The sequence below is a fragment of the Yersinia sp. 2545 StPb PI genome, assembly GCF_052217125.1.
Taxonomy (GTDB): Bacteria; Pseudomonadota; Gammaproteobacteria; order Enterobacterales; family Enterobacteriaceae; genus Yersinia; species Yersinia enterocolitica_E.
The window spans coordinates 2,938,670-2,962,032 of record NZ_JAZGPY010000001.1 but is presented as its reverse complement, the minus strand read 5'-3'; the positions used below and the strand labels follow the sequence as shown (position 1 = coordinate 2,962,032).

Sequence of the window (23,363 nt, the reverse complement as noted above, 5' to 3'; positions counted from 1 at the left end):
ATGAATCCTTCTCCATTCAATGCCCATACGCAGCAATTGTCCTCATCTTGGCTTTCATTTAAGTTACAACAAAATATTTTACTGCCACTGGTTATTTTCATTATTGGACTGGTTATTTCAGGTGCGGGAGCATGGTGGCTTTATAACGAAATTGAAGCCAATGCAAAAATCGATTTTCAACGTAATGTTGATAGGGTTTCTGGAGAAGTTGAGCGACGTTTCTCTCAGCCAATATATGGGTTGAATGGGATAAGAGGTGTTTATGCTACCAACAGTCATTTAACCCGCGAGCAATTTAATGCTTATGTCGCTTCGCGTAATTTGCCGGTGGAGTTCCCTGGCGTGAGGGGATTTGGTTTTATTCAACGGGTGTCGCGCAGCCAGTTAAATGCATTTATTACTGATACACGAGCTGACGGTGCGCCGACGTTTTCTTTGCGGCAACTTCAGGATAAACAGCATGATGATTTGTATATTATTAAATACATTGCACCAGCAGAAAAAAACCAAGGCGCAGAGGGGCTTGATATTGGCTCTGAGTCGGTCAGACGAGAAGCCGCATTGTTGGCAATAAACAGCGGAAAACCCACTCTTTCTGGCACTATTCATCTGGTTCAGTCTAATGTTAAAACTCCCGGTACATTGCTTTTTGTCCCGGTTTATAAGTCGGGTACCTATCCTACGACACTTGCTGAACGGCAGGCGTCATTGGTCGGTCTACTCTATTCACCCATTGTGATTGCTGATCTATTACGTGATATTCCCGAGTTTATGAATGGGCGAGTGGATGTTGAATTGTTTGATAGTCTCAATGATTTATCTAATAGAACGATGATCTTCGATGCAGATGGCAGTAAATACGCCAATTTCATACCGGACGAAGAGCATGATGATGAAGCCATAGCTGCCAGAATATTTCACAATACCAGCGTCTTGCCACTACCTGGTCGAAAAATGACACTGCGAATCAGCAGCACACCAGTGTTTGAAGCGCTAACCGAACGTTATGCACCTTGGTTGGTGTTTGCTTTTGGTCTTTTGCTAAGTTCGGCATTGGCTTTACTTATTCGCCAGCAAATCAGTGGACGTAATCGGGCAGAGATGCTGGCGCGGAATATGACCGCAGATCTTGAACGTCTGGCTTTAGTGGCCAAGAACACCTCTAACGCCGTCGTTATTACCGATGTAAAACGTAATATCGTCTGGGTTAACGAGGGCTTTGAACGTATTACCGGATACAGTCAAGCCGAGGCTTTCGGCAAGTCGCCGGGGAAATTACTGCAATGCAGTAATACAGACCAAGGCGTAGCAAGTGAGATGAAAATTGCGTTAGATGCCGGAGAGCCATTTAAAGGTGAAATAGTCAATCGCGCTAAATCGGGGCAAGAATATTGGATTGAGCTGGAGATTCAACCGCGTTATAACGATAAGAGTGAACTTATCGGCTTTATGGCGATTGAGTCGGATATCAGTGAACGTAAAGCGACTTATCAACGTCTTGAAGCGGCCTTACGTGAAAATAATGCCTTACTCAGCACCCTTAATTTACACGGTATTATCTCTACTGCAGACCGGGATGGGATAATCACCGATGTTAATGACGCATTTTGTACTATCAGTGGTTACAGTCGCGAAGAACTTATAGGGCAGACTTACCGCTTAGTTGATTCTCATACACATTCGACTGATTTTTGGCAATCGATGTGGCATAACATTGCTAATGGGATCTCGTGGCGTGGAGAAATCTGTAATAAAGCTAAAGATGGCTCTTTATATTGGGTCGATACCACGATTGCTCCGTTTAACAATAGTACTGGCCAGATTGAGCGATATATTTCCATTCAAGTTGATATTACAACCAATAAAAATCAGCAAGCCAATCTGATTATTGCTCGAAATCAATTAGTCAGAGCGGCGGATGTTGCTGAGTTAGGTATTTGGACCTGGAACATTCCAGAAGGTACGCTTTCTTTCGATGAGCGGATGAATAATATCTATGGGATCCCTGAGGAGTTACACAATGCCGATATCCCGTTGGCGTATTGGTATAGCCTTTTGTATCCAGAGGATATTCCCGACGTTAAAAGTGCAATAAAAGCAGCGTTAGAAAATGAAAGTGTCTATCGTCAGGTTTTCCGTATTGTGGTGAGAAATGAAGTTCACTTTATTCAATCAACTGGAACGGTTGAACGGGATGAAAGTGGCAAAGCAATGTTGATGATGGGGATTAATCGGGATATTACTCAACAACGCGAGGCCGAGAATATCCTGAAAACAGCAAGAGAAGCTGCTGAAGAAGCCAATAAGGCCAAATCTGCATTTTTGGCCAATATGAGTCATGAGCTACGGACCCCGATGAATGCCATCCTTGGCATGCTGACATTGCTACGTAGGACGGGTCTTGATAGGAAACAAGCTGATTATGCGGTTAAAAGTGAAGCCGCCACGCGCACCTTGCTGCGCTTGCTGAACGATATCCTGGACTTCTCCAAAATCGAATCCGGTAAAATGGAACTGGAATGTATCCCGTTTGATATTCATGTGATGTTGCGTGATTTGGCGGTTATCTTATCGAGCAATCTGAAGGTTAAAAAGGTTGAGGTCTTATTTGATATTGACCCTTCACTACCCCAGTTTGTTGAAGGCGATAGCATGCGACTCCAGCAAATATTAACCAATCTGGGGGGCAATGCGCTGAAGTTCACCGAACTTGGTGAGGTGGTGCTTTTCATCAAAGTTATCACACAGGATAGCCATCACGTTACGTTGCATTTTGGGGTGCGCGATACCGGAATTGGCATTGCACCAGAGAATCAAGAAAGTATTTTTAGTGGTTTTACACAAGCAGAAGCCTCGACAACGCGCCGGTTTGGTGGCACGGGCTTAGGGCTAGTGATAAGTCAGCGCTTTGTTGCACTGATGGGCGGGACGCTCACCTTAGAAAGTGAACCGGGTAAAGGGAGCCTATTTCATTTCACCATAACGCTGTCGCTACCTTCTTATACCAATCTGGTTATTAATAATGAAACACCAAACACTTTGGTAAACAGAGCACAGGCATTGAATAATTTACGAGTCTTGGTTGTTGATGATAATCCGACAGCCTGTGACCTGATCAAACAGATGGGGGAATCACTAAAATGGACCGTTGATGTCGCAACCAGTGGCAATGATGCATTGCAATTGATGAGACAGCAGCATGATAGTGGTATTACCTACGGGGCGCTCTTTATTGACTGGCAAATGCCGGGGTTAGATGGTTGGCAGACCAGTAAATGTGTGCGTGAACTGATGCCAGTAGATAACGGCCCTATGATTGTCATGATAACCGCCCATGATCGCGAAATGTTATTACAGCGCAGCGAAGAAGAGCAGGCATTACTGGATGGTTATTTGGTTAAGCCGATCACAGCATCAATGTTGTTGGATTCAGTGATTGATGCATTAAGCGAACGCAAACAACCTGATGTTGCGAAACCGGCAATAACCGAATCTTTACACCGACTGTCTGGTATAAGGCTATTAATTGTTGAAGATAACTTGAATAACCAGCAAATAGCACGTGAGTTACTTGAGGATGAGGGAGCAGAGGTCAGTATTGCCAATCATGGCAAAGAGGCAATTGAGATATTAGAACATCATCCGTCTTCATTTGATCTGATATTGATGGATTTACAAATGCCGGTCATGGATGGCTACAATGCGACGAAATATATTCGAAAAAGTCTTGGGTTAAAAAACTTACCGATTATAGCCATGACAGCTAATGCGATGGCCTCTGATCGTGATGCCTGCCTTGCTGCTGGAATGAATGACCATATTGGTAAACCCTTTGACTTGAATAATCTAATACACATCATACGGAAATACAGTGGGCAAACTGATGTTGTCGCTACGATTAGCCATATAACTCCTGTTTTGTTATCTGCTGAATTAAAAAATGTCGCGGCAACGGCAGGAATTGACGTTGATACCGCCCTTAATCGATTAGGTGGCGATATTACGCTGTACCAAAAAATGTTATCGCTGCTTAGTGAGGATTTGGCTAATTTCCCTACCCAGTTGGAGACATTATTGACTGAAGGTGACCATCTGTCGGCATCTCGTCTGCTACATACCATCAAAGGACTTGCCGCACAGCTGGGGGCCACTGGCCTTTCTTTGAGTGCGGGGCAGGGGGAGAAGTTATTTAGCCAGGGCGCTATACCTACGGCAGATACGATTAATCAATTACTGAGTGAGATGCGAAATAAAGTATCCGTTATACAATCTGGGATAATGATACTAATCCCAATGCTATCGAAAGATAACACTAGTAATGTTGTGGCAGAGGCAGTTGATATAAAACCTATCGAGTTGGAACTGAATCGTTTGATGCTGTTATTACAAAACTCAGATATGGCTGCGTTAGAGCTGATGAATAAATTGATGATGACTTTTGCTAAGCAACTTAATGGACAATTATCTCCTCTTAATGATGCAGTAAACCAACTAGATTTTGCCAACGCTATCAAGTTATGCCAAGCCTTGATGGTTAATCTTCCTACTCAGAGAGATAAGAAGATATGACTATAATCCATTCTTTTTCGCAAGATTTGACCTTAGATCTACCCGGCACGGGGAAGCCCAAGATCCTTATTGTTGATGATCATCCGATAAATATTCAGATGCTCTATCAAGCATTCTCTTCCGATTATCATGTGTGTATGGCCACCAGTGGTAAACAGGCACTCGACGTCTGTATTAGTCAACATCCAGACTTGATTCTACTGGATATTGAAATGCCCGGTATGAATGGTTTTGAGGTTTGTGCCAGACTCAAGGCATCGCCAGACACTCAGGATATTCCTGTTATCTTTGTCACTGCGCATATTGATGAAGAGACCGAAACTCGCTGCTTTAGCGAAGGTGCCGTAGATTTTATCAGTAAACCTATTAATAGGAACACCGTTCGGGCTAGAGTGAAAACACACTTATTGCTTAAAGCTCAATCCGACTTATTACGCCAACTAGTTTATTTAGATGGATTAACCGAAGTACATAACCGGCGTTACTTTGATAAACAGTTAGAATTGGAGTGGAAACTCTCAAATCGTAACCAGACTCCACTTAGCATGATCATGATTGATGTTGATTTTTTCAAAAAATATAATGATTTATATGGGCATCAGGCAGGGGACGATTGTTTACGGAGTATTGCAAAAGTTATCCGAGAAACTCTCCGACGCCCTGCGGATTTGGTGGCCCGCTATGGTGGTGAAGAATTTGTTTGTCTGCTCCCCGACACCGAGTTAGCCGGAGCAATGGATATGGCAGAAACTATCAGGCTGCAAATTCTTGAACAAAAAATTCCACATTCTGGTTCCACAGTTTACCCCTTTGTCAGCATTAGCCTTGGGGTTTGCTGCAAAGAAAATCAAAGCGTCGGTATGTCAACGGCACTTCTGCGTCAAACTGACCTGCAATTGTATCAGGCAAAGAAAAATGGCCGAAATCAAACTAGTGGTATGCTCTATCAACTGAACGAGGGGTAAATTAAATATATTCTCGGCATTGGATCAGGCACTTAGTGATTCGGCCTGATTATTTATCCATCTGTATTATTAATCAGAATATCGAAAGCAGTAAGGCAACTGGCAGGCTCAAGGGCCACGTTAATCCGATAAGAGATGATGATAAGCACCTTACTGCTAAGCTCTGATCACGTGTTAGTGGAAAGATGATGAGGGTAGAGGCAATAGCCCCAATTCCGTAAATGCAGAGCAGGATAAATCCGGTATTCATGGGGCAATTTTCCTTTTGACCATGTCATTTACTCATTATCGCTGAAAGTACGTGTATTTTTGCAAGATAATTCAAATTATAGGGCTGCACTATTGTGGGTCTTCTCCAATATTTTAAAAGGGTATAGGATAATGACTTCTCTGAATTGGGGGATTGATGCTCAAGAAAATTCTAAACAGTAAGCTAGCAGGCTATATCGTGGGCGTTTTTATTGCGATTGGTTTTGGCGAAAGCTTCATCACTACTCACGAAGAAGCTGAGAAATTCGCTAAATAATTCAGGGGGACTGGAACTACAGGGTCTGCTGTTATCAAAGAGTTATCGGTCAGGCTGTTGCGTTCCTGATGACTCATCTGGCGTTCAACTGCATTCTATGACCACAGACCAGATTCTATCAGGGCACTACAGGCCATGGCATGGAATCCGTGGTCAATGGTCCTGATTCGGTTTGATATTTAAGATACCAGAAACGTGAACCACTTGGATTGACCAAAAGGTACAAACCGTGTGAATCGGAAACTTTGAAAGGTTTTTCAGAAGGCTTGAGACTGCGGATTTTAGTGTCGTTCAGAGACATAGTGTGGTCACTCCATAATCGAACTGAAATGACCCCAAATCAGACCACCAATCTTGCCCGATGCGGAGGGGGAAATGAAAATGCATCGGGAAGACTTTTCACACTAACTCGTTGAATCTAAATCTTATAAAGATTCGTGAAGATGCATGAAAACACAAATTTGGCTCCTCTGACTGGACTCGAACCAGTGACATACGGATTAACAGTCCGCCGTTCTACCGACTGAACTACAGAGGAATCGTGTGAACGAGGCGAATAATAGCGAGGGTGGTGACGTTTGTCAAAGTAGAAAAACACTAAAAATGTGCGTTTGCTGAGAGAATGAGCTTATTGGCTTGTTTTTCAGCAAACTTGTTTATTTTCCCGTGAGTTATCCCGCCAAATGAGGTTATTTTTAATAAGGCGGAGAGGCGAGTTTGTATTGGGGAAGGTGATTGGCTCGGTAGTGACCGAAAAGCGCACATTACACGCCGAGGTTATGTATTTAACCCCGCTAATCAGTAGGAAAGACACTTTTAGCAGTGTGTTTTAGTGACATAAGCAACATAAGTGGGACATGTGTAAAATATCCCCTAAATTCAATAGGGTAATAATTTCGCGGCGGGTAGCCAGCATTGTCAGAGGAATTACATGAGCGCTGCAATTCCTCTGCGATTACCCGTGAAAATAGCAATTCGTTACAACGTCACTTTTATTAACTGGCTGTTTTTTAGCTGATTACCAGCATCATCAAAATAAACATAGTTCAAGGTTACTTCACCATTGAGTGAGGTAGGCTGCTGTTCAAAATGATATTGGCGTTCAGCAAAGGGTGTGACCATCATGTCCATCTCTTGTGCTATCAGAAAGCGTTGTTGTTGGTTTTCTAGCTGAACCTGACCAAAAGATACATGGTATGGTGTGGGGTTATGGGCAGTGAGAATGTATTCTTTGTTTTTCTTCTTAAGGGTAAAACTGACTTTTTTCATTGCCTCAGCCGGTTTCGGCGTTAGCCCATCAGGCCGGTAGAATATTTTCATTTGGGTATTCATCGCCATAGCAACCTGGGCTTGAGCATCGATGTTGCGCCGGGATTTAGGCGGAATTTCATACAGATTGAGCCAATAAACAGACTCTCGATCTGTCGGCAGATTGTCACCTTTATTGATAATGCGCAGCCCTTGAGCCGCTCCTGCCTGCATTTTAAAAACAGCAGGCAAGACAATGAAAGGCGCTTTGCTCTGATCGGGAGTGCTGTCCACATCGCCATCATCAATCCAGGTCTGCACCACGACCGGATAATCATTGGTATTAGCCAACATCAGGGTGCGCTCACGCGATTCAGGCTGATAAATCATGCGGGTTGAACCTGCCACTAAACCGGCCATGGTGTGTTGGCTGATGCTCAACATCAGTAAAAATAGGCAGAGGAGTCTCATTGTATCTTCACCAAAACGTAAGCGGTCGCATCGACTTTGCCAGCAGTAGGCGTGCCGTTAGGTAATTTTTTCAAGGTGGCGACAAAGTGATGTGAATAGTTATCATAACCAGCACCATTGCTGCCATTAGCGCTGGCACCCGTGAGTACCGGGTACCAACCCGCGTTGGTATTGGCATTGCAATTACTGACACATCCTCCCCAACCAACAAAATTCATTGCCGCACCGCTGCTGTCACTCAGGCTGATTCCCACGCCGGTGGCTATATTTTTGTCAGTACCATAGTGGTCTGATAAAAGATAACTCACGCCGCCGGCTGCGTTTACTAACCCGAGTCCTTGTGCTTTCAGATAACCGGGTAATGAAGTTTGGATGCCCAGCGCAGTTTGCCCACTATTAATGCCAGATTCCGTACCCGACTGGCATTCGATATCGACAGTGATATCCGCGCTGCGTGATTGATTATCATTAAGTTCGTTCACGGTGATAATAGGGAAAACCACATAAGGTGTGACGTTACGTACTACGCAGGTATTTTTGCGTGTCAGGACAGAGACCGGAGAGGTATTCATACCAAATGCCATATAGCGGCCACTTCCCCATGTTTGGTAATTGGTTGCTGAGTCATAGCCGGTTTCCGGTACTGGCATGCCAGGCCCTTTGAATACCACGTAACCGTTGGGTTGATTGCAGGAATAGCTACCCGAATAGTTATCAGCCGCAGGACCAGAACATCCCCAACTGGAAGGGCCGAGCGTGCGGTCTACAGAACCTACTTTTTTTAGCTCAGCACGAATTTGGCTGAAATGTTTACCCTTAATTTGAATTTTATTCCCGACTACGTCGTACTTTCTCAACGGGACCTGCTGCCAGATGCGGGTGAATTCGACGCCAGTATCAACATGAGTCAGTTTCAATGCGGTATAGGGGAAGAAAGTCTGAAAATAGTTATCACCCATATTGCTGTAGCCGCCGACATTACTGTCGCCATTAGTCGCAAAAACTTCAAATAAACTGTCTTTATCGGCCACATCACATTCATAGATAACCGCTTCTGGGTCTGACCAGAAACGGGCGGGTACCAAGCTGATAATGCTGGAGGCCAGGATTGAATCGACAGGCTGAATGTAATTACTGGTTATATTGATATTACCTAATTGCAAGGACGCACCGTAGTTATCACCACCGATATTGGCGCCTTTCCAAACACATTGTGCATAACTGGGTAAGCTGGTGCTCAGTAATGCGAGTGAAAAGAATAACCCCATATAGTGTGAGAATAGGGGCTTGTATCGGTATAACCTGGCGTAGTGAGTCGTTATAGGATTCATACTGTTTCTCTGATTCAATGCTGGGTAACGACACACAAGGCATCGAGTTTATATAACTGTTTATCGTTATTGGGCGTGCCTAAGTCGTAATTTAACTGGCAGCGTTCATCGGTAGCATCGCCCCATACTAAAATGAGTGTGCCTCGGGTTCCTTCAGCCCGAACATAAGCCTGGCTGGCCTGACCAACCATACCAACCTCGTTCTTTTGCTGCTGAGCACTGTTGTCGCTGTCGGCAGTCGTGCTGTATACCACGGTGCCCATAGGTAACTGACTACCATCAGCCAGCCGGACGGTAATGAGTACCGGGTAACCGCTGAGAGTGCGGAAAGTGACTTTCACTGCTGAGCCGGCAAAGGGGGCAACTTGCCGCTCACCATCCTGAAGCTCTGTATTGAAATCCATGCCATCAGGATTGAGCGTAATGGTGTTGTAGCGATACGGGGTGAGTGTTGGCACCAGTGCATAGCCAAATCTGTCAATACTTGAACCTTGGCCATACATCACTTTGGCACCACTGGCGCCTTTGGCCTCGATCAGGGCAAAAGTATCACTCAGATAAGGTCCCAGTGTGACACCGCCACTATGGAAGGCCACTGCCCCACGGGCGCTGGCTGAACCTTGCCAATAACCAGGGCTGCTGGACGCACTGCCGCTCAGACTAGTGACAGGAAGCCGTTTTTGTAAACTGCCACTAAAGGTGTTTTCTTTCGTTTGTTCACTGCGGGCAAAATCCATACTGTAACTGGAGGATTGGTCCTCGCCCATCACACCGGATAATGAGGTCTGATAGCTGGCGCCACTGAGCTTACTGTTGACAGCACCGGCGGAGATATACGGCGCATGCGCACTACCACCTAATGTGAATGAGACCGACATTTGCACCACAGTCTCGCTGATGCCAAGAATATTTGCACCATTAGCCGCTGGCATGCCGCTACCGGGGTCGACAAAGGAGGTTTCGTTGCTGCCGCCCCCGGTTTTTTGTCGTGAGACCGCAATATTGAAACTGGTATCGCGCCACAGAGTATTGGCATAGCCTAATTGCAACTGTGTATCCCGCTTGCGGTCATTGCGATAATCCTGTGAAGACGCGGTCAAATACAGAGAACCGTAGCTGTTAAAACTCTGATTCATCGATATTTCTGCCCGGCTGCGTTGCCGGTAAGTATCTGAATTCCAGACTTTGCCATTACGGGCTGCACGTACCCCCAAAACATCACTTAAATCGCGATAACCCTCGGTAGAATAGCGGTAACCCGCCACGGATAATGTGGTATTGGTAGCTTCGAACGTGCGGCTGAAGGAGGCTCGCGCCATCCAGCCCTGCTGCCGTTCATCACCATCACTGTTGTCATCCGCTAGCCTGGCATTCGAATAGGTAGCATCCAGCCCTAAGGCACCAATATAGTGGGTAAAGACTCCCCCCAGCATGATGGCCTGATAACCTGATGCCACGCGTAGCCCGGTATTGGCGGTAATGGCGTTACTGACCCCTCGTTGATAAGTCAGTTCACTGAACACTTCATTACTGCTCAGATCCCGCACTTGCCCAGCGGCGAAGCTATAGCGGGAATAACCGGGGCGCAACGACTCCGGCACGGAAGAGAATGGCACCTGAAAGGTGCTTACGCTGCCATCCGCTTCCTGAATTTCTACCGTCAGGTCACCGCCGAAATTGGTGGCTGATAAATCATTAAATTCAAACGGTCCTGGTGACACAGTGGTTTGGTAAATAGACCGATTGTTTTGATAAACCGTGACTTTGGCATTGGTTCTGGCAATCCCTCGCACAATAGGGGCATAGCCGCGTTGCGATTCAGGCAACATGCGGTCATCAGTGGCCAATGCGATGCCGTTAAAACCCAAGCTGGAGAAAAACTGACCAGCGCTGAACGTTTGGCCCAAGGTCACTTCACTGCCTATGGCGGGCAGCGCGCGTTGGCTGTATAGCCGGTTAGAGGTCCAGTCGGCTCCTCGGGTAGGGTCATAGCGCAATGAACCCTGTTGACGCAAGCGCCACATGCCAGCATTGATACCATTAGTTAGGCTGAGATAAGTTGAGTTGGTTGAACGCTTAATTCCATCTTTGTTATAGCCCACGTGATATTGGTTCAAGTTGTAATTGCTGAAACCAATGGTATCCCCCGAGGTTAAATTATGGGGGTCAACATAGCCACGCGGCACTTTTTTAACGAACAGCTGTGGTACCGACAAGTCGAAGCGCAACTTGGCGTAATCAAAGCGATAGTCACTGGCCGGCAAGGTGGTTTTAAAATCCAGACAGTCATCTTTTGGGTCGCTGTTCTTCAGCGCCTCCTCAGTGACGCCGGCTTGTTGCAGTAGTGCGACTGACAAACAGGGAATAACCGTATCATTTTTTGCAATAAATATCATTTCTATACGATCAACAAAATTGTTGTTCATATAGAGATCAACCTGATATTTGCCTTCTTGATAGGAGTCTTTTTTATTAAAGCGGGAGATGGAGCCTAAGCCGAGCGCTGAGCCGCGGACTAACGCATCCTCAAATACATATTCGTCTTGATTACTCTGCTCTGCTGCTGACACGAAATGGCTCGCCAGTAAACCGTGCGTTAGCAAATAGGATAACCAGGGAGCAAACCTCACTGGTTATCTCTATAACTGGGCACCGTCTGGATTATCATCACGGCTGGACTACAAATGATAATTCGTGGAAATGTTGGTGCCATAATCATTAACCACGTTCAGCGTCAGCACTTCGCCCTTTTTGGCCTTAACCCCAGCGGGTAAGGCTAAATCAGTGGTCGAATTGGGCGAGAACATCTCACTGGTGGCGAACGAAATCGTTTTCCCATCACTGACCAATTTGGCATCACGCAGGCTGATATAATAACCCGTCGGGTTGCTTATCTTGATTTTATCACCGCTAGTGCCATCCAGAGTAACGCGTATCTTTTCACCTAATGTATCGACATTTTCTTTTAATGCCGCAGGGCGGTAAAAAACTTTCATTCGGTTATTAACGATCAAAACCAGTTTGTTTTCGGTCTGCTTATCTGCTTTTAACGCGGGGATCTGCAAGAAGTTAAGATAGAAAACTGATTCACGATCTTTGGGTAAATGGCGCTCAATATATGACAACCGTACCACTTGCCCACTTTGGGCTTCCATACGGAATATCTGTGGTGTCAGTGTGAAAGGGACATCACTTTTTGATGGCGAAGACTGGTTATTACCGTCGTCCATCCATAATTGGACTAAATTCGGATGGTCATCTTTGTTACTGAGCTGTATTACTTTTTCCCGCGTACCTTCGGGATAAATAATACGAGTACCGGTCATGACAACACTGGCTTGCGTCCATAAGGGTACGCCGCTGAGCAGCAGCAACGAGCAGGCGATCATTCTGTGGGCAATCAGTGTCATAGCAATTACTTATCCTTGATACTTCTGGTTTGTTTCGGCTTCGTTACCGATTGGCAACGTATTCATGATATGGCTTGGATCTCATGAATAGTCAGGGATAGGTGATCGCGTATTGTGCGGAAGCAATAACGCTCCCGGCGGTCGCACGACCTTCTTCCGTAATATATTGAGCCGCCAGATCCTGTGATGCTGAGGTTGCACCGGCGACCAAGGTGATCCCCGGTACTTCAACACTGCCACCAGACATGCGAATTGGGGCACCATTGGTATCAAGTAACTGAATAGCAACATTTTGAGCTGTACCCACATTGCCCAAATTACCCGCCGAAGTGACGTTCATCCCCTGAAAAACCGAACTGATCTTGGTGTCTTGAATGGCGATATTGCAGCCGGTTAGGTTAATCGTAAAATTGGTTTTACCTGCAACTGAATTAACTTGATTCAGGTTGCTGGTTGAAACTGTTGGTAACAAAACTACCGGGGTGTTAGCTGTGCCATTGATATCCACCATGCAAGTCTGTTCGGCTACCTCTCCCTGAAACTTGATAGTGTTATTTGAGGTTGCAGCTAACGCCATACCCGGCAGGGTAAGTAGCACCAACGTCATTAGAGTCTTTCCCATTTAATTCCTACTTAATTTTATAATTTATATTTCGTTGTACGGAGACCTCTAGCATTCATCACAATGAGCGATCATTAAGTTGAATAAAGTCAGCCGCGATTGAGCTGTGCTATTTGGTATCCGGGCCGAGGCTAGTGTAGGGGGAAATAGAGACAGATAAAATGAGAGGCGTCCTTGTTTTATATGTGAAATTTCCCACAAAAGGTGTAGGAACTTAGTCGATTAAAAAAAGTAAAAACTATAAATTATTTTAATTTCAATATCTTATGTTGTTTGTTTTAATTAAATATGAAATTGTGTTTTTGCTATCACGCAGGAATGATTACTTGATAAATAAAAAAGCCCACCAAGTATGTACTGGCGGGCTTTAGATGAAAGCACTCTTTAAATATTTATTTAATCGGGGGTATCGCTATCTATTTCGGCGTATGAGGCAACCAGCTTAACTAATAACTGATTAGTCTCCGTTAACTGTTTCAGATAGTCTGCTCCAAGTGAAATGACTGCTGGCCTATCATGAGCGAGTAACAGGGATTCGAATCTGATACAACAATCTACCAGATCTTGCGCATCAATCAGTTGTACCGCGCCTTTGATCCGGTGCACCAACGTTGCCATTTCGTTATAAATATCGCTAGCATTCGTACTGCTATCATCCGTTATCAGATGGTCAAACAGTTTCGTTAGCGCGGCAGTATCCTGCACATTGCTTTCCAGCAACGATTGTAATAACTGCAACTCTACCTCAGCTCTGCCACCCGAGAGCGATTTCAATTTATCTTGTGCTGCGACAATAGGGGGCTGTTGCGTTTTTGGGGTCTCACTGTTGTCCGCGGCTGAGTTCCTATTTTCCTGATGGCTCATCTCCATCGCATTGGGACCATCGTCGCCGGTAGTGTGATGATAATTCGCCTCGACATCGTTACCGACAATCTGTTGATGGAGCAAAACAGTGCGTAAGGTGTCAATAGTCACCGGTTTAACCATGCAATCATTCATACCAGCATCAGAACAGCGAGTTACGCTCTCTTCCCGCGCATCTGCGGTACAGCCAATGATTATCATCTCCTTCATTGCCGGACTATTGCGGATATGGGCGGCAAGTTCATAGCCATTCATCAGCGGCATGTTGTAATCGGTGATGACGATATCAAAACTGTAATGTTGCAATATTTTCCAGGCTTCTGCGCCATTTTCTGCGCTCATCACCTGTTCGATGCCGATAAAGGCCAATTGCTGCTGAAGTAACTGGCGGTTGGCCGGAAGGTCATCCACCACCAGAACACGTAGATTTTTCAACTGGTCCAACTGCTTTTCATCGGCATGCAGAATAGTCGCATCTGGCGGTAAATCCTCAGCAGTGGCAATCTCCAGTGGTAAAGTAATAAACAAACTGGTGCCTTTGCCGAGCTGGCTTTCTAAGCTGATTTGCCCGCCCATTTTATGAATCAATTGATGGCAGATCCAAAGCCCTAGCCCTGAGCCGCCAAAACGGGGTGATTTACCTTCATTCGCCTGGCTAAAGGGTTGGAACAGCGTGGCCTGTGCCGCTGGAGAAATACCAATACCGGTATCGGTAATATCGATATTCATTACGCCATGCTTATCATCCGTCGGCTCCCAAGTCACATCCACCGAAACACTACCTTGTTCGGTAAATTTCAACGCGTTACCTAACAGATTACCCATCACTTGTCGCACTCTGAGCATATCTGCCATCAGCAGGTGAGGGATTTGGTCATCCAGCCAACCCGAGAATTGAAGCCCACGCTCATCGGCGATGGGTTGATAGATAGTCAGCATCCGTTCCATTTCCTGGCGGAAATCTACCACCGCAGGGTGAACACTCAGTTGGCCGGCTTCAATTTTGGCAGAGTCGATGATGTCATCAAGCAGTAACATCAACGATTGAGCTGATTTGGACACGGTAATCAGTGTATCTTTATCAACCGGCTGGGAGCTGCGGATCTCCAGCTCCAATAAGCCCATAATGGCGTACATTGGCGTTCGCAGTTCATGACTGATTGTGGCAAGGAACGTACTCTTGGTCCGGTTGGCGCTTTCGGCTTCGACACGGGCCGCTTCTAACTCACGCTCAACGGTTTTACGTTGGCTAATGTCCAGCCAGCCGCCCAGTAAACTGCGTTCGGCATTGTCCAGTGGAATAATCCATAGGAAGATATCCCGTAGCTCACCATTGATTTCAAGAGATAAATCCACCATTTGTGGTTTTCTGTCCTGTAATACATAACGACAGTATTTATCTATCTCGCGATCAAGCGGACTGGTCATCGGCCAGTTGGCTTGTTCAATATCCTGATTGAGCAAATCGTGAAGCTTATCTTGGTGAGCCGCAGCAAAGTGGCTGTTATAAACGGCTAACTCGGCATTGGTTGTACGAATAAAGACCGCAAAGGGCAATGCATTGATAATCGATTCTTGCTGTAGCAAACGGGCATGTAGCAACTTGGCCTGGCGGCGCTTATTGAACACCAGATAGCACAGGTATAGACCGAAGACCAACAATAGCCCTGAACTTATTTTCAACGCCATCATCAGCCATTCATTATCTGATGAGTCTTCATCAAAACTTATTGGCTTAGGCTTGAAGGTACTCCATTCACTAATTAAGTTGTCTAACTCTTCTGGTGGAATAGATTCAATTACTTTATCAATAATGGCTTTTAATTCGGGCAGGTCTGGGCGGATGGCAAATGCCATCATCAGCGGTTCTTCACCTGCAACCGCGACCGTTTTTATATTCGGGCTAAAATTCTGAGCTGACAGGTAGTTGGCGGTCATCATATTCTTAACGACAGCATCCACTTTACCTTGCTGCAACCAACGCACCAGTGTCATGGTATCCGGGGCTTGGACAAAGGTAATCTTTTGAGCTAACAGGGGGTTACCAATAATCCCGCCAGAAGCACTACCCGCTTGTATCCCCACGCGCTTTCCTGCTAGATCTGCCACATTGTTGATATCCAGGCGATCTTCGCGCGTCAATATTCCCCATAAGGATTGAGCTACTGGTGAGGAGTAAAGGTTGTTACCATACATACCGTTGCGAACGGCTACAATCGGCAGTAAATCGGTTTTACCGGCGATAAAATCACGCACCCCTTCACCGGTATCTTTGGTATAAACCGGTTCAAATTTAATCCCGGTTCGGCGCGCGATAATATCGATAAGATCGACTGAGAAACCGGCCATTTGTCCGGTTTGACGATCGCGGAATATCAGTGGTGCCAGATCAAGTGGGGCGACATAAGTCACCACCGGATGGTGCTGAATCCAGCTCACCTCTTGTTCGGTCAACAGTAACTTGGCATCAATATTGTAATGATGTTTGCTACCAAACCAGCGTTGCTGAATATCACCGGTCGCGCGGGTCGGTAATAATTCTAAAATCTGATTAATGTAGTCAATCAGCTTTTGATTACTTTCCCTCGCCAGGAATGTGTAAGGGGCAGGGTGATAAGGCGCAAAGTTACGAATTTGCAACGTCAGCAATTGTAACTGATCAATCAGATAGTTAGCTGTTGTGGCATTCGCGACAAAGACATCGGCATTACCATAGGCGACAGCCAACAACCCCTGCAATTGGTTGGGGTAGGCAACAATTTTATCGGCATGATAATTAAATAAAAACTCAGGGGAGAGTGGCTCGTTATTAACGATAGCCACCGTTTCTGGGTGGGTACGTTTGGTCGGGTCCCAATTTTTGCTGCGAACTTCGACATGCCGGTTGGTAAAGAAGGCATGGGAAGCTATCAGCCCCGGCTGAGGGGGCATAGGTGTCCCGGCCATTAAGTCAATCTGGCCATTTTCCAATGCATTCAAAACTAACCCGTAATCGCAATAACCGATCATCTGGAAAGATAATTGGCTGGCATCACTGATTATTTTCAGGTAATCCGCAACAATACCTTCAATGGCATTATCATCACGGTTAACGACAAAAGGAGTATTGGCATCCATGACCACCCCCACTTTCACCGTGCGCCGGCTTGATTGGCGAGTGTCCGTGGAAGGTGTCAGTAATAGGTCTTCACTGTAGCTATTAGCGATACTGTGTATCGTCAATGGCTGCCCAGTATCGCACCCCTGACGACCGGTCATCATTGCGGCATTAAGCTGCCCGCTAAGCAACAGCAAACAGTAAAGAAGAATTCGCAAAGATAACCTACTCGGTAAAGATAAGATTGCCCGTGGTAAACCTGAGCCGCCTGAATTATACCAAATTATGGGTATGCGCATAATCTGCCAGTTCAATTACGGAACTTAGCCCTAATTTGGTCAAGATGCGGGTTTTATAGGTACTGACAGTTTTGTTACTGATAAACATTTCGTCGGCAATCTGTTTATTTGACAAACCATTCACCAGATAACGTAAAACATTAATTTCTCGTTCTGACAACAACCGCGCCCGATTGACAGGATCATGGCTGGAAGGTTGCCCGGCTAATTGGGTCAACGTTTCAGAGGGGAAGAAAGAATACCCACGTAATACGTTCTGTGCAGCAAAAAGAATTTCGCTAATATCTTTATTTTTACTGATGAAACCGTTGGCACCGGCCTGTAATGCCCGTACCGCAAAAACTTGCTCATTCTTGGCGGACAAGAATAATGATTTGCCTGTAAATCCACGTTGCTGTAGTTTTTTCAACAATGAGAAACCATCGAAGTTAGGTAACTCAATATCGATAATAACCAGATCAACAGGGTTGTTTTTTAAAATCTCTAAGGCTTCACTGCCATCAACCGATTCGTAAATGGTTGAAAATTCGTTACTTTGTGATAGTAATGCACGAATGGCGACACGAATAGCCGGGTGGTCATCAACTATCATCACTGATTTTGTCATGTTCTCTCCGTAAATCGTTATATCTTGGGATTCGCAGAGTTAATTCACTGCTCCTCACTCGCACCGATCGACTCCAAATGATTACCCAAGACGAGATAAACAAGAACCACGCTGCCGATGCCCAAAGTACTATTTCGGTGATTCTAATCTCTAATTATAGATTATCAAGAAAAGATTCTTACTCATGTATAGCCCGCTGAAGTCAAGTCATCACCGCAACCTTATTCTGCCTAGTGAATTGATTATAAAAGAATTAGGAATTTTTTTATTAAATTTAAAATAGATTATTCAGAAAAACAGAGAAGAAATAGTTAATTTATAATTCCAAATGTAAATATATACGACTTTTCAGAGTAGGGTGTAGGAAACTTCTATAATCTATTGTGTGGGTTATTCTAGTATGAATATCAGGGAGATAGGTCCTATCTGATAATGGTTTGCGGATGGTAACCTAATGCAATTAATGATAATACATTAACTATCGCAAAACTGCGGCGGAGCGTGAATCTACAGGATTAAAATAAAAAGCCCGCTTAGTTGCCTAAGCGGGCTTCTCTAATTTGGCTCCTCTGACTGGACTCGAACCAGTGACATACGGATTAACAGTCCGCCGTTCTACCGACTGAACTACAGAGGAATCGTGTGAACGGGGCGAATAATAGCGGGGTATGAGGAACATGTCAAAGGGGAAACAGTAAATTTGGATTGTTTGCTTACAGTTTGCGCAACTTATTGAGAATTTTGGCTTTTAGCTCAATCCTTGCGCAAAAAACGGCCGATTGTTTAACGAAAGAGCGAGCAACGTATTGTTACGCTGCTCGCCAACAAGTCTACTGGGGAGTATCAGCCAGAACAAACATGCCATAGGGATGGATTTGCAGATAATAACTGTCACCGGGGGCGGGTTGCAGTTGTGTGGCATTTACTTGCAATAGCAAAGATTGACCTTGCCAATCCACCAGTACCTCATATTGCGGCCCCATATAAGCCACTTTATTAATAGTACACCGCTGGCTTGGCTCACCTTGCTGACTTAGCGTGATAGCCTCTGGTCGTACACCTACGGTGGACTGTTGCCGTTGGGCGGCAAATCCCTGTGGTTTAGGAATGTGATAACCGAAGATTTCAACGCTACTGCTGTGAATAGTGGCTGGAAAGACGTTAGCGTCACCCATGAAACTGGCCATAAAATGCGAGGCGGGATGGCGATACAGTTCTTGTGGCGCACCAATTTGCATTATTTTACCTTTATTCATCACCAGCACGGTATCAGACACGGCAAAGGCTTCACTTTGGTCGTGGGTAACATACAGCGAGGTAATATTAAACTGCTGCTGCAATTCTCGAATTTTATCACGCATGCTGCGGCGCAAATTAGCATCCAGATTACTGAGCGGTTCATCAAAAAGCAGCACTTTAGGTTTGAGGATTAGTGCCCTTGCCAGCGCAACACGTTGCTGCTGCCCACCGGATATTTGATCCACGAAGCGATCGGCAAAGCCGTCTAAATCTACTAACGCTAAGGCTTCTTGTACACGATCTCGAATCTCATCTTTCGGCCGGCCCAGCATTTTCAGACCATAGCCAATGTTTTCGCCCAGTGACATGTGCGGGAACAAGGCATAGGACTGGAATACCATGCAGATATCCCGTTGCTGGATAGATCGGTCAGTCACATCTTCACCATCGATAAAGATTTGTCCACCGGACGGTTTTTCTAGCCCGGCAACCAGCCGTAATACCGTGGTTTTACCACAACCCGATGGCCCCAGCAGGGTGACCATTTCTCCTTTAGGGATAGCCAGATTGAGACTGTCAATCACGATATTGCTACCAAAACGCTTGGTGACGTGTTTTAGCTCGACGAAATGTTTCTTATCGCCAGTGACTGTCTTTTGCTCTGACAGATTATTTTGAGTAGATACTGTATTTATAGTAGACATAGCATTCAGCCTTATCAGTACGTCATTATTCAGCATTACTGGCTTTCGAGCGGGCAGTACGCGCTTCGCCAACCAGATAATCAAACAGGAAGATGATGGCGAGCATGACCACAATCAGAATCGAACCATAAGCGATGGCAATACCGTATTCGCCATCTTCCACCCGGTTAAGGATGTAAGAGGTGGCGACCCGTGTATCAGGTGTTACCAGGAAGACGATGGCACTGACGGTAGTCATGGCGCGCACAAAACTGTAAATCAGCGCCGATAGAATCGCCGGGCGTAGCAACGGCAGTAGAATATAAATCACCGTACGCAGCGAACCCGCCCGCAGACTAAGTGATGCCTCATCCAATGATTTATCCAGTTGTCCCAGCCCGGCAATCCCCGCGCGTATCCCTACCGGCACATTACGCATCACCATAGAGATAATAACGATGGCGGCAGTACCGGTCAGGTACACCGGGGCACTGTTAAAGGCCAGAATATAGGACACCCCCGCGACCGTACCCGGTACCGCGAAGCACAACATGGTGCTGAATTCGATGGTTTTTTTACCACGGAACTGTTGGCGCACCACGATATAGGCAATCAGCAGACCAAAGGCGGCGGTGATAGGGGCAGCAATACCCGCATAGAGCAGCGTATCGAGCAGAGAAGGCCATGCGCCGTCACTGAAACCTTGACCAAATAGCTGATTAAAGTTATTCAGCGTCAGGGTGTAATCGACCCCCCAGTTGACGGTGAAACTGCCGTAGAAAATGCTGCCATACAGTAAGACGTTAAAGGCAATCCACACATACAGCATGGCGGTGGTGCCCCACACCAGTGATACCGGTAATGGCTGGACATCGCCCCGAGAAGACTTACCAGAAATGGTGACGTAAGAGCGTTTACCTATCCACATATACTGAATGCAGAAGATAAACAGTGAAAACATCAGCAAGATAACCCCCAGCGTGGAGGCTGCTGGATAGTCAAGTTGTGCACCAGTGATATAGAAGTAGATTTGGGTAGCCAGCACGTCAAAGTTACCACCCAACACTAATGGGTTACTGAAATCAGCCAGTGATTGCACAATGACGATTAGGAATGAGTTGGCCAATGCCGGTTTTAGCAAGGGTAAAAACACCTGCATAAAGGTCTGCCAACGGCTGGCCCGCAAGGTATAAGAGGCTTCCTCCAGCGACGGGTGGATAGTTTTGATTGCGCCATCGAGGATCATAAATGACATCGGCGTAAAGGCTAAAACTTGTGCCAGCCAGATGCCGGTGAAGCCATATAACCAGTTGGTATTGGTCAGTCCGAACCAAGTGACCATCAACTCTGTCACATAGCCGGAGCGGCCCATCATCAAGGTTACACCCAGCCCGACGACAAAGGGTGGGGTAACAATAGGCAGAATTGAGAAGATGCGCCCCAGCAAAGCGGAGCGTTTGGCAATACGCGTGGTATAGATAGCCAGCACCATACCGAAAAAGGTACAACCTATGCCAACCGCCACCGACAGCAGGAACGAATTCCAGATAACTTGCAGGATATGCGCTTGACCGAGGATTGCCATAAACTGCCACGGTGCAAAAGCGCCACTCTCATCGGTAAAGATCGGGATAAAAATGGCAATACTGGGGAACAGAATAAAAACGGTGATCAGGGCAATGATAGTCACCAGTGATCCGAGTACAAAACGGTCACCACCCAGCCATTCAAGGCGCGCCAGCGCCAGAGTAATGATTGCCCCCAGAGCGATAAACAGCCCGATAGTGGCAAATCCTAACCCGCGCCCGAGCCAGGCTGAGCTTACCACCACCAGCAGTGCGCAGAATAAGGCATAGCCTGCATCAAACAGATGGCGGTAGCGATGTTCGCGACCAACGGGTGACAATGGCCTGAAAAGCAGCAGTAACGGCAGGCCAAACCACAGCGTACTGATATTAAGGCCAGACCAACCATAAGAGGCCAGTAGCTCCGAACGACTGGCCTCAAGCAGGCCGTAATCCAGGCTAAACGCGGGCAATAGGGCAAAAGCAGCCACGGCGAAAGCCAGCCAATAGAAAATAGCATCCCGTGTCTGCGGGAGCCGCAGAGCATGTGCATGTGTCATGGTGTTCCCCAGATACCCTTTGTCCCTGGCGTTACAGCAATGTTCGCTTACCTTGCGAACCGGCATAAATGCTATGCAAACCGGTCACCGACCGATCTGTTATTCACTTGCTGCCTTGCTGCAACGCCAATGACTCGGTTATAGAAATAAATTATTTATATGAGTCGGAGTCCTTTGTGGGCTTTTATTGGCCCATCTTGACGTCGTTGACCCACTTGGTGATCAGCTTCTTACGCATTTCTGTGGCACCATAAGTGTCCATGTCGTAGTTAATCAGCTTCAGATCATCCAACTTGAGCGAGTTAGGTGAGGTTGCCGCCGTGGTATTGGTCAGAATCTGGTAGGACTGGCCCTTCTGCCATGCCAGTTCTTGTGCCTCTTTTGACAACACCCAATCAACAAATAACTTGGCATTATCCAGATTACGAGCGCCCTTTAGGATACTGACTCCGCCGATTTCATAGCCGGAACCCTCACATGGCGAGATCAATTTCAACGGTGCACCTTTCTCTTTTTCCAGCGAGTAGTCGTGCAGGAAGCCAATACCAATTGTGGTTTCGCCACGGGCAGCATTCCGGGCCGGGGCAATACCGGATTTGGTGTATTGCGACACGTTGGCATTCAGTTTTTTCAGGTAATCGAAGGCGGCATCTTCACCCCATAATTGTGAAAAAGTTGCCAACGCGGTGTAGGCGGTACCGGAGCTTTGTGGATCAGCAATCTGAATTTCACCTTTGTAAACTGGGTTGGTCAGGTCTTTCCAACATTTTGGCTCTGGCAGACCTTTTTCTTTCAAGCGGTCGGTATTCACACCCATGCCTAAAATGCCGATGTAAACCGCTGAAGAGTAGTTACCTTTGCGTTTGGCCGGATCACGGAACTGCGGCATTATTTGCGCCAGATTAGGTGACTGGTAAGGATAGAGCAGGTCCATTTCACCCGCTTGAGATTGTGGATCCAGAGTGCCGCCATACCAAACATCGGCCTGCGGGTTCTTTTTCTCAGCATCCACTTTGGCCAGCGTGCTGCCGGAACCATTACGAATAAAGCTGGTTTTTACATCGTATTTTGCCCCAAAGGCTTTGGCTTCTTCTTCACACATCGCATTGGTGGCACTGCAATAAATCACCAGACGGCCTTCGGCTTTGGCGACAGTAGTCAAGGCGCTCAGGGCGAGGCCGGCGGCAATCAGAACTGAGAGTGGTGCGAGTTTCATAACATTATCCTTTTATCCCTTTTTGTCGCCGATACGGGGTGACAGGTCGGGCTGATGTTGTAGGGTAGAGGTCGTGCTGACTTCACGTAAC

General features: G+C 46.2%; 13 protein-coding genes, 2 tRNA genes and 1 pseudogene. 2 read left to right on the top strand and 14 right to left on the bottom strand.

From position 1 onward, the window contains the following. A complete protein-coding gene (locus V1955_RS13855) occupies positions 1–4,569 on the top strand; it encodes a CHASE domain-containing protein (protein ID WP_442821052.1) in 4,569 nt (1,522 codons plus the stop codon). Beyond that, positions 4,566–5,534: a diguanylate cyclase gene (locus V1955_RS13850; protein WP_083159230.1), complete on the top strand. Its 969-nt coding sequence runs from the start codon at positions 4,566–4,568 to the stop codon at positions 5,532–5,534. Before V1955_RS13855 ends, V1955_RS13850 begins: the two co-directional genes overlap by 4 nt. A gap of 73 nt (positions 5,535–5,607) precedes the next feature. On the opposite strand, the gene V1955_RS13845 is transcribed toward V1955_RS13850, so the two are convergent. The 14 genes and pseudogenes from V1955_RS13845 to V1955_RS13780 all read right to left on the bottom strand — a co-directional run bounded on the left by V1955_RS13845 (position 5,608) and on the right by V1955_RS13780 (position 23,272). Next, entirely contained in the window at positions 5,608–5,784 is a 177-nt protein-coding gene (locus tag V1955_RS13845) for a GhoT/OrtT family toxin (protein ID WP_083159229.1), read from the bottom strand. 448 nt (positions 5,785–6,232) lie between these two features. After that, positions 6,233–6,361, bottom strand: a pseudogene (locus V1955_RS13840) (Arm DNA-binding domain-containing protein); the annotation flags it as partial. A 161-nt stretch (positions 6,362–6,522) separates the two neighbouring features. Then, positions 6,523–6,598, bottom strand: a tRNA-Asn gene (locus V1955_RS13835). Between the two features lie 440 nt (positions 6,599–7,038). Next, complete coding sequence (locus V1955_RS13830; RefSeq protein ID WP_083159227.1) at positions 7,039–7,779, bottom strand: fimbrial biogenesis chaperone; 741 nt, start codon at positions 7,777–7,779, stop codon at positions 7,039–7,041. Beyond that, the gene (locus tag V1955_RS13825; protein ID WP_442821051.1) at positions 7,776–9,110 is read right to left on the bottom strand and encodes a fimbrial protein; all 1,335 of its coding nucleotides are present in this window, start codon (positions 9,108–9,110) and stop codon (positions 7,776–7,778) included. The genes V1955_RS13830 and V1955_RS13825 overlap by 4 nt, the downstream gene beginning before the upstream one ends. A 14-nt stretch (positions 9,111–9,124) precedes the next feature. Further along, a complete protein-coding gene (locus V1955_RS13820) occupies positions 9,125–11,740 on the bottom strand; it encodes a fimbria/pilus outer membrane usher protein (protein ID WP_442821050.1) in 2,616 nt (871 codons plus the stop codon). 48 nt (positions 11,741–11,788) lie between these two features. Further along, entirely contained in the window at positions 11,789–12,520 is a 732-nt protein-coding gene (locus V1955_RS13815; RefSeq protein WP_083159225.1) for a fimbrial biogenesis chaperone, read from the bottom strand. Between the two features lie 91 nt (positions 12,521–12,611). Then, the gene (locus V1955_RS13810; protein ID WP_083159224.1) at positions 12,612–13,142 is read right to left on the bottom strand and encodes a fimbrial protein; all 531 of its coding nucleotides are present in this window, start codon (positions 13,140–13,142) and stop codon (positions 12,612–12,614) included. Positions 13,143–13,538: 396 nt separating this feature from the next. After that, on the bottom strand, positions 13,539–17,297 hold the full coding sequence (locus V1955_RS13805; RefSeq protein ID WP_193784825.1) for an ATP-binding protein: 3,759 nt from the start codon (positions 17,295–17,297) through the stop codon (positions 13,539–13,541). A gap of 79 nt (positions 17,298–17,376) precedes the next feature. Beyond that, entirely contained in the window at positions 17,377–18,009 is a 633-nt protein-coding gene (locus V1955_RS13800) for a response regulator (RefSeq protein ID WP_004705218.1), read from the bottom strand. 561 nt (positions 18,010–18,570) lie between these two features. Continuing rightward, positions 18,571–18,646, bottom strand: a tRNA-Asn gene (locus V1955_RS13795). Between the two features lie 193 nt (positions 18,647–18,839). After that, positions 18,840–19,952 (bottom strand): ferric ABC transporter ATP-binding protein, encoded by a 1,113-nt coding sequence (fbpC, locus tag V1955_RS13790; protein ID WP_227746542.1) that lies wholly within the window; start codon positions 19,950–19,952, stop codon positions 18,840–18,842. A gap of 25 nt (positions 19,953–19,977) precedes the next feature. Continuing rightward, positions 19,978–22,056 (bottom strand): ABC transporter permease, encoded by a 2,079-nt coding sequence (locus tag V1955_RS13785; protein WP_083159222.1) that lies wholly within the window; start codon positions 22,054–22,056, stop codon positions 19,978–19,980. Positions 22,057–22,240: 184 nt separating this feature from the next. Next, positions 22,241–23,272 carry an ABC transporter substrate-binding protein gene (locus tag V1955_RS13780; RefSeq protein ID WP_083159221.1) on the bottom strand — a complete coding sequence of 344 codons (1,032 nt, stop codon included), beginning with the start codon at positions 23,270–23,272 and terminating at the stop codon, positions 22,241–22,243. Between the last annotated feature and the right edge of the window lie 91 nt (positions 23,273–23,363).

What these genes read in the sequence shown, in the direction of transcription:
- V1955_RS13855 (WP_442821052.1), top strand. Translation starts at nt 1, where the DNA reads ATGAATCCTTCTCCATTCAATGCCCATACGCAGCAATTGTCCTCATCT.
- V1955_RS13850 (WP_083159230.1), top strand. Translation starts at nt 4,566, where the DNA reads ATGACTATAATCCATTCTTTTTCGCAAGATTTGACCTTAGATCTACCC.
- V1955_RS13845 (WP_083159229.1), bottom strand. Translation starts at nt 5,784, where the DNA reads ATGAATACCGGATTTATCCTGCTCTGCATTTACGGAATTGGGGCTATT.
- V1955_RS13830 (WP_083159227.1), bottom strand. Translation starts at nt 7,779, where the DNA reads ATGAGACTCCTCTGCCTATTTTTACTGATGTTGAGCATCAGCCAACAC.
- V1955_RS13825 (WP_442821051.1), bottom strand. Translation starts at nt 9,110, where the DNA reads ATGAATCCTATAACGACTCACTACGCCAGGTTATACCGATACAAGCCC.
- V1955_RS13815 (WP_083159225.1), bottom strand. Translation starts at nt 12,520, where the DNA reads ATGACACTGATTGCCCACAGAATGATCGCCTGCTCGTTGCTGCTGCTC.
- V1955_RS13810 (WP_083159224.1), bottom strand. Translation starts at nt 13,142, where the DNA reads ATGGGAAAGACTCTAATGACGTTGGTGCTACTTACCCTGCCGGGTATG.
- V1955_RS13800 (WP_004705218.1), bottom strand. Translation starts at nt 18,009, where the DNA reads ATGACAAAATCAGTGATGATAGTTGATGACCACCCGGCTATTCGTGTC.
- fbpC (WP_227746542.1), bottom strand. Translation starts at nt 19,952, where the DNA reads ATGTCTACTATAAATACAGTATCTACTCAAAATAATCTGTCAGAGCAA.
- V1955_RS13785 (WP_083159222.1), bottom strand. Translation starts at nt 22,056, where the DNA reads ATGACACATGCACATGCTCTGCGGCTCCCGCAGACACGGGATGCTATT.
- V1955_RS13780 (WP_083159221.1), bottom strand. Translation starts at nt 23,272, where the DNA reads ATGAAACTCGCACCACTCTCAGTTCTGATTGCCGCCGGCCTCGCCCTG.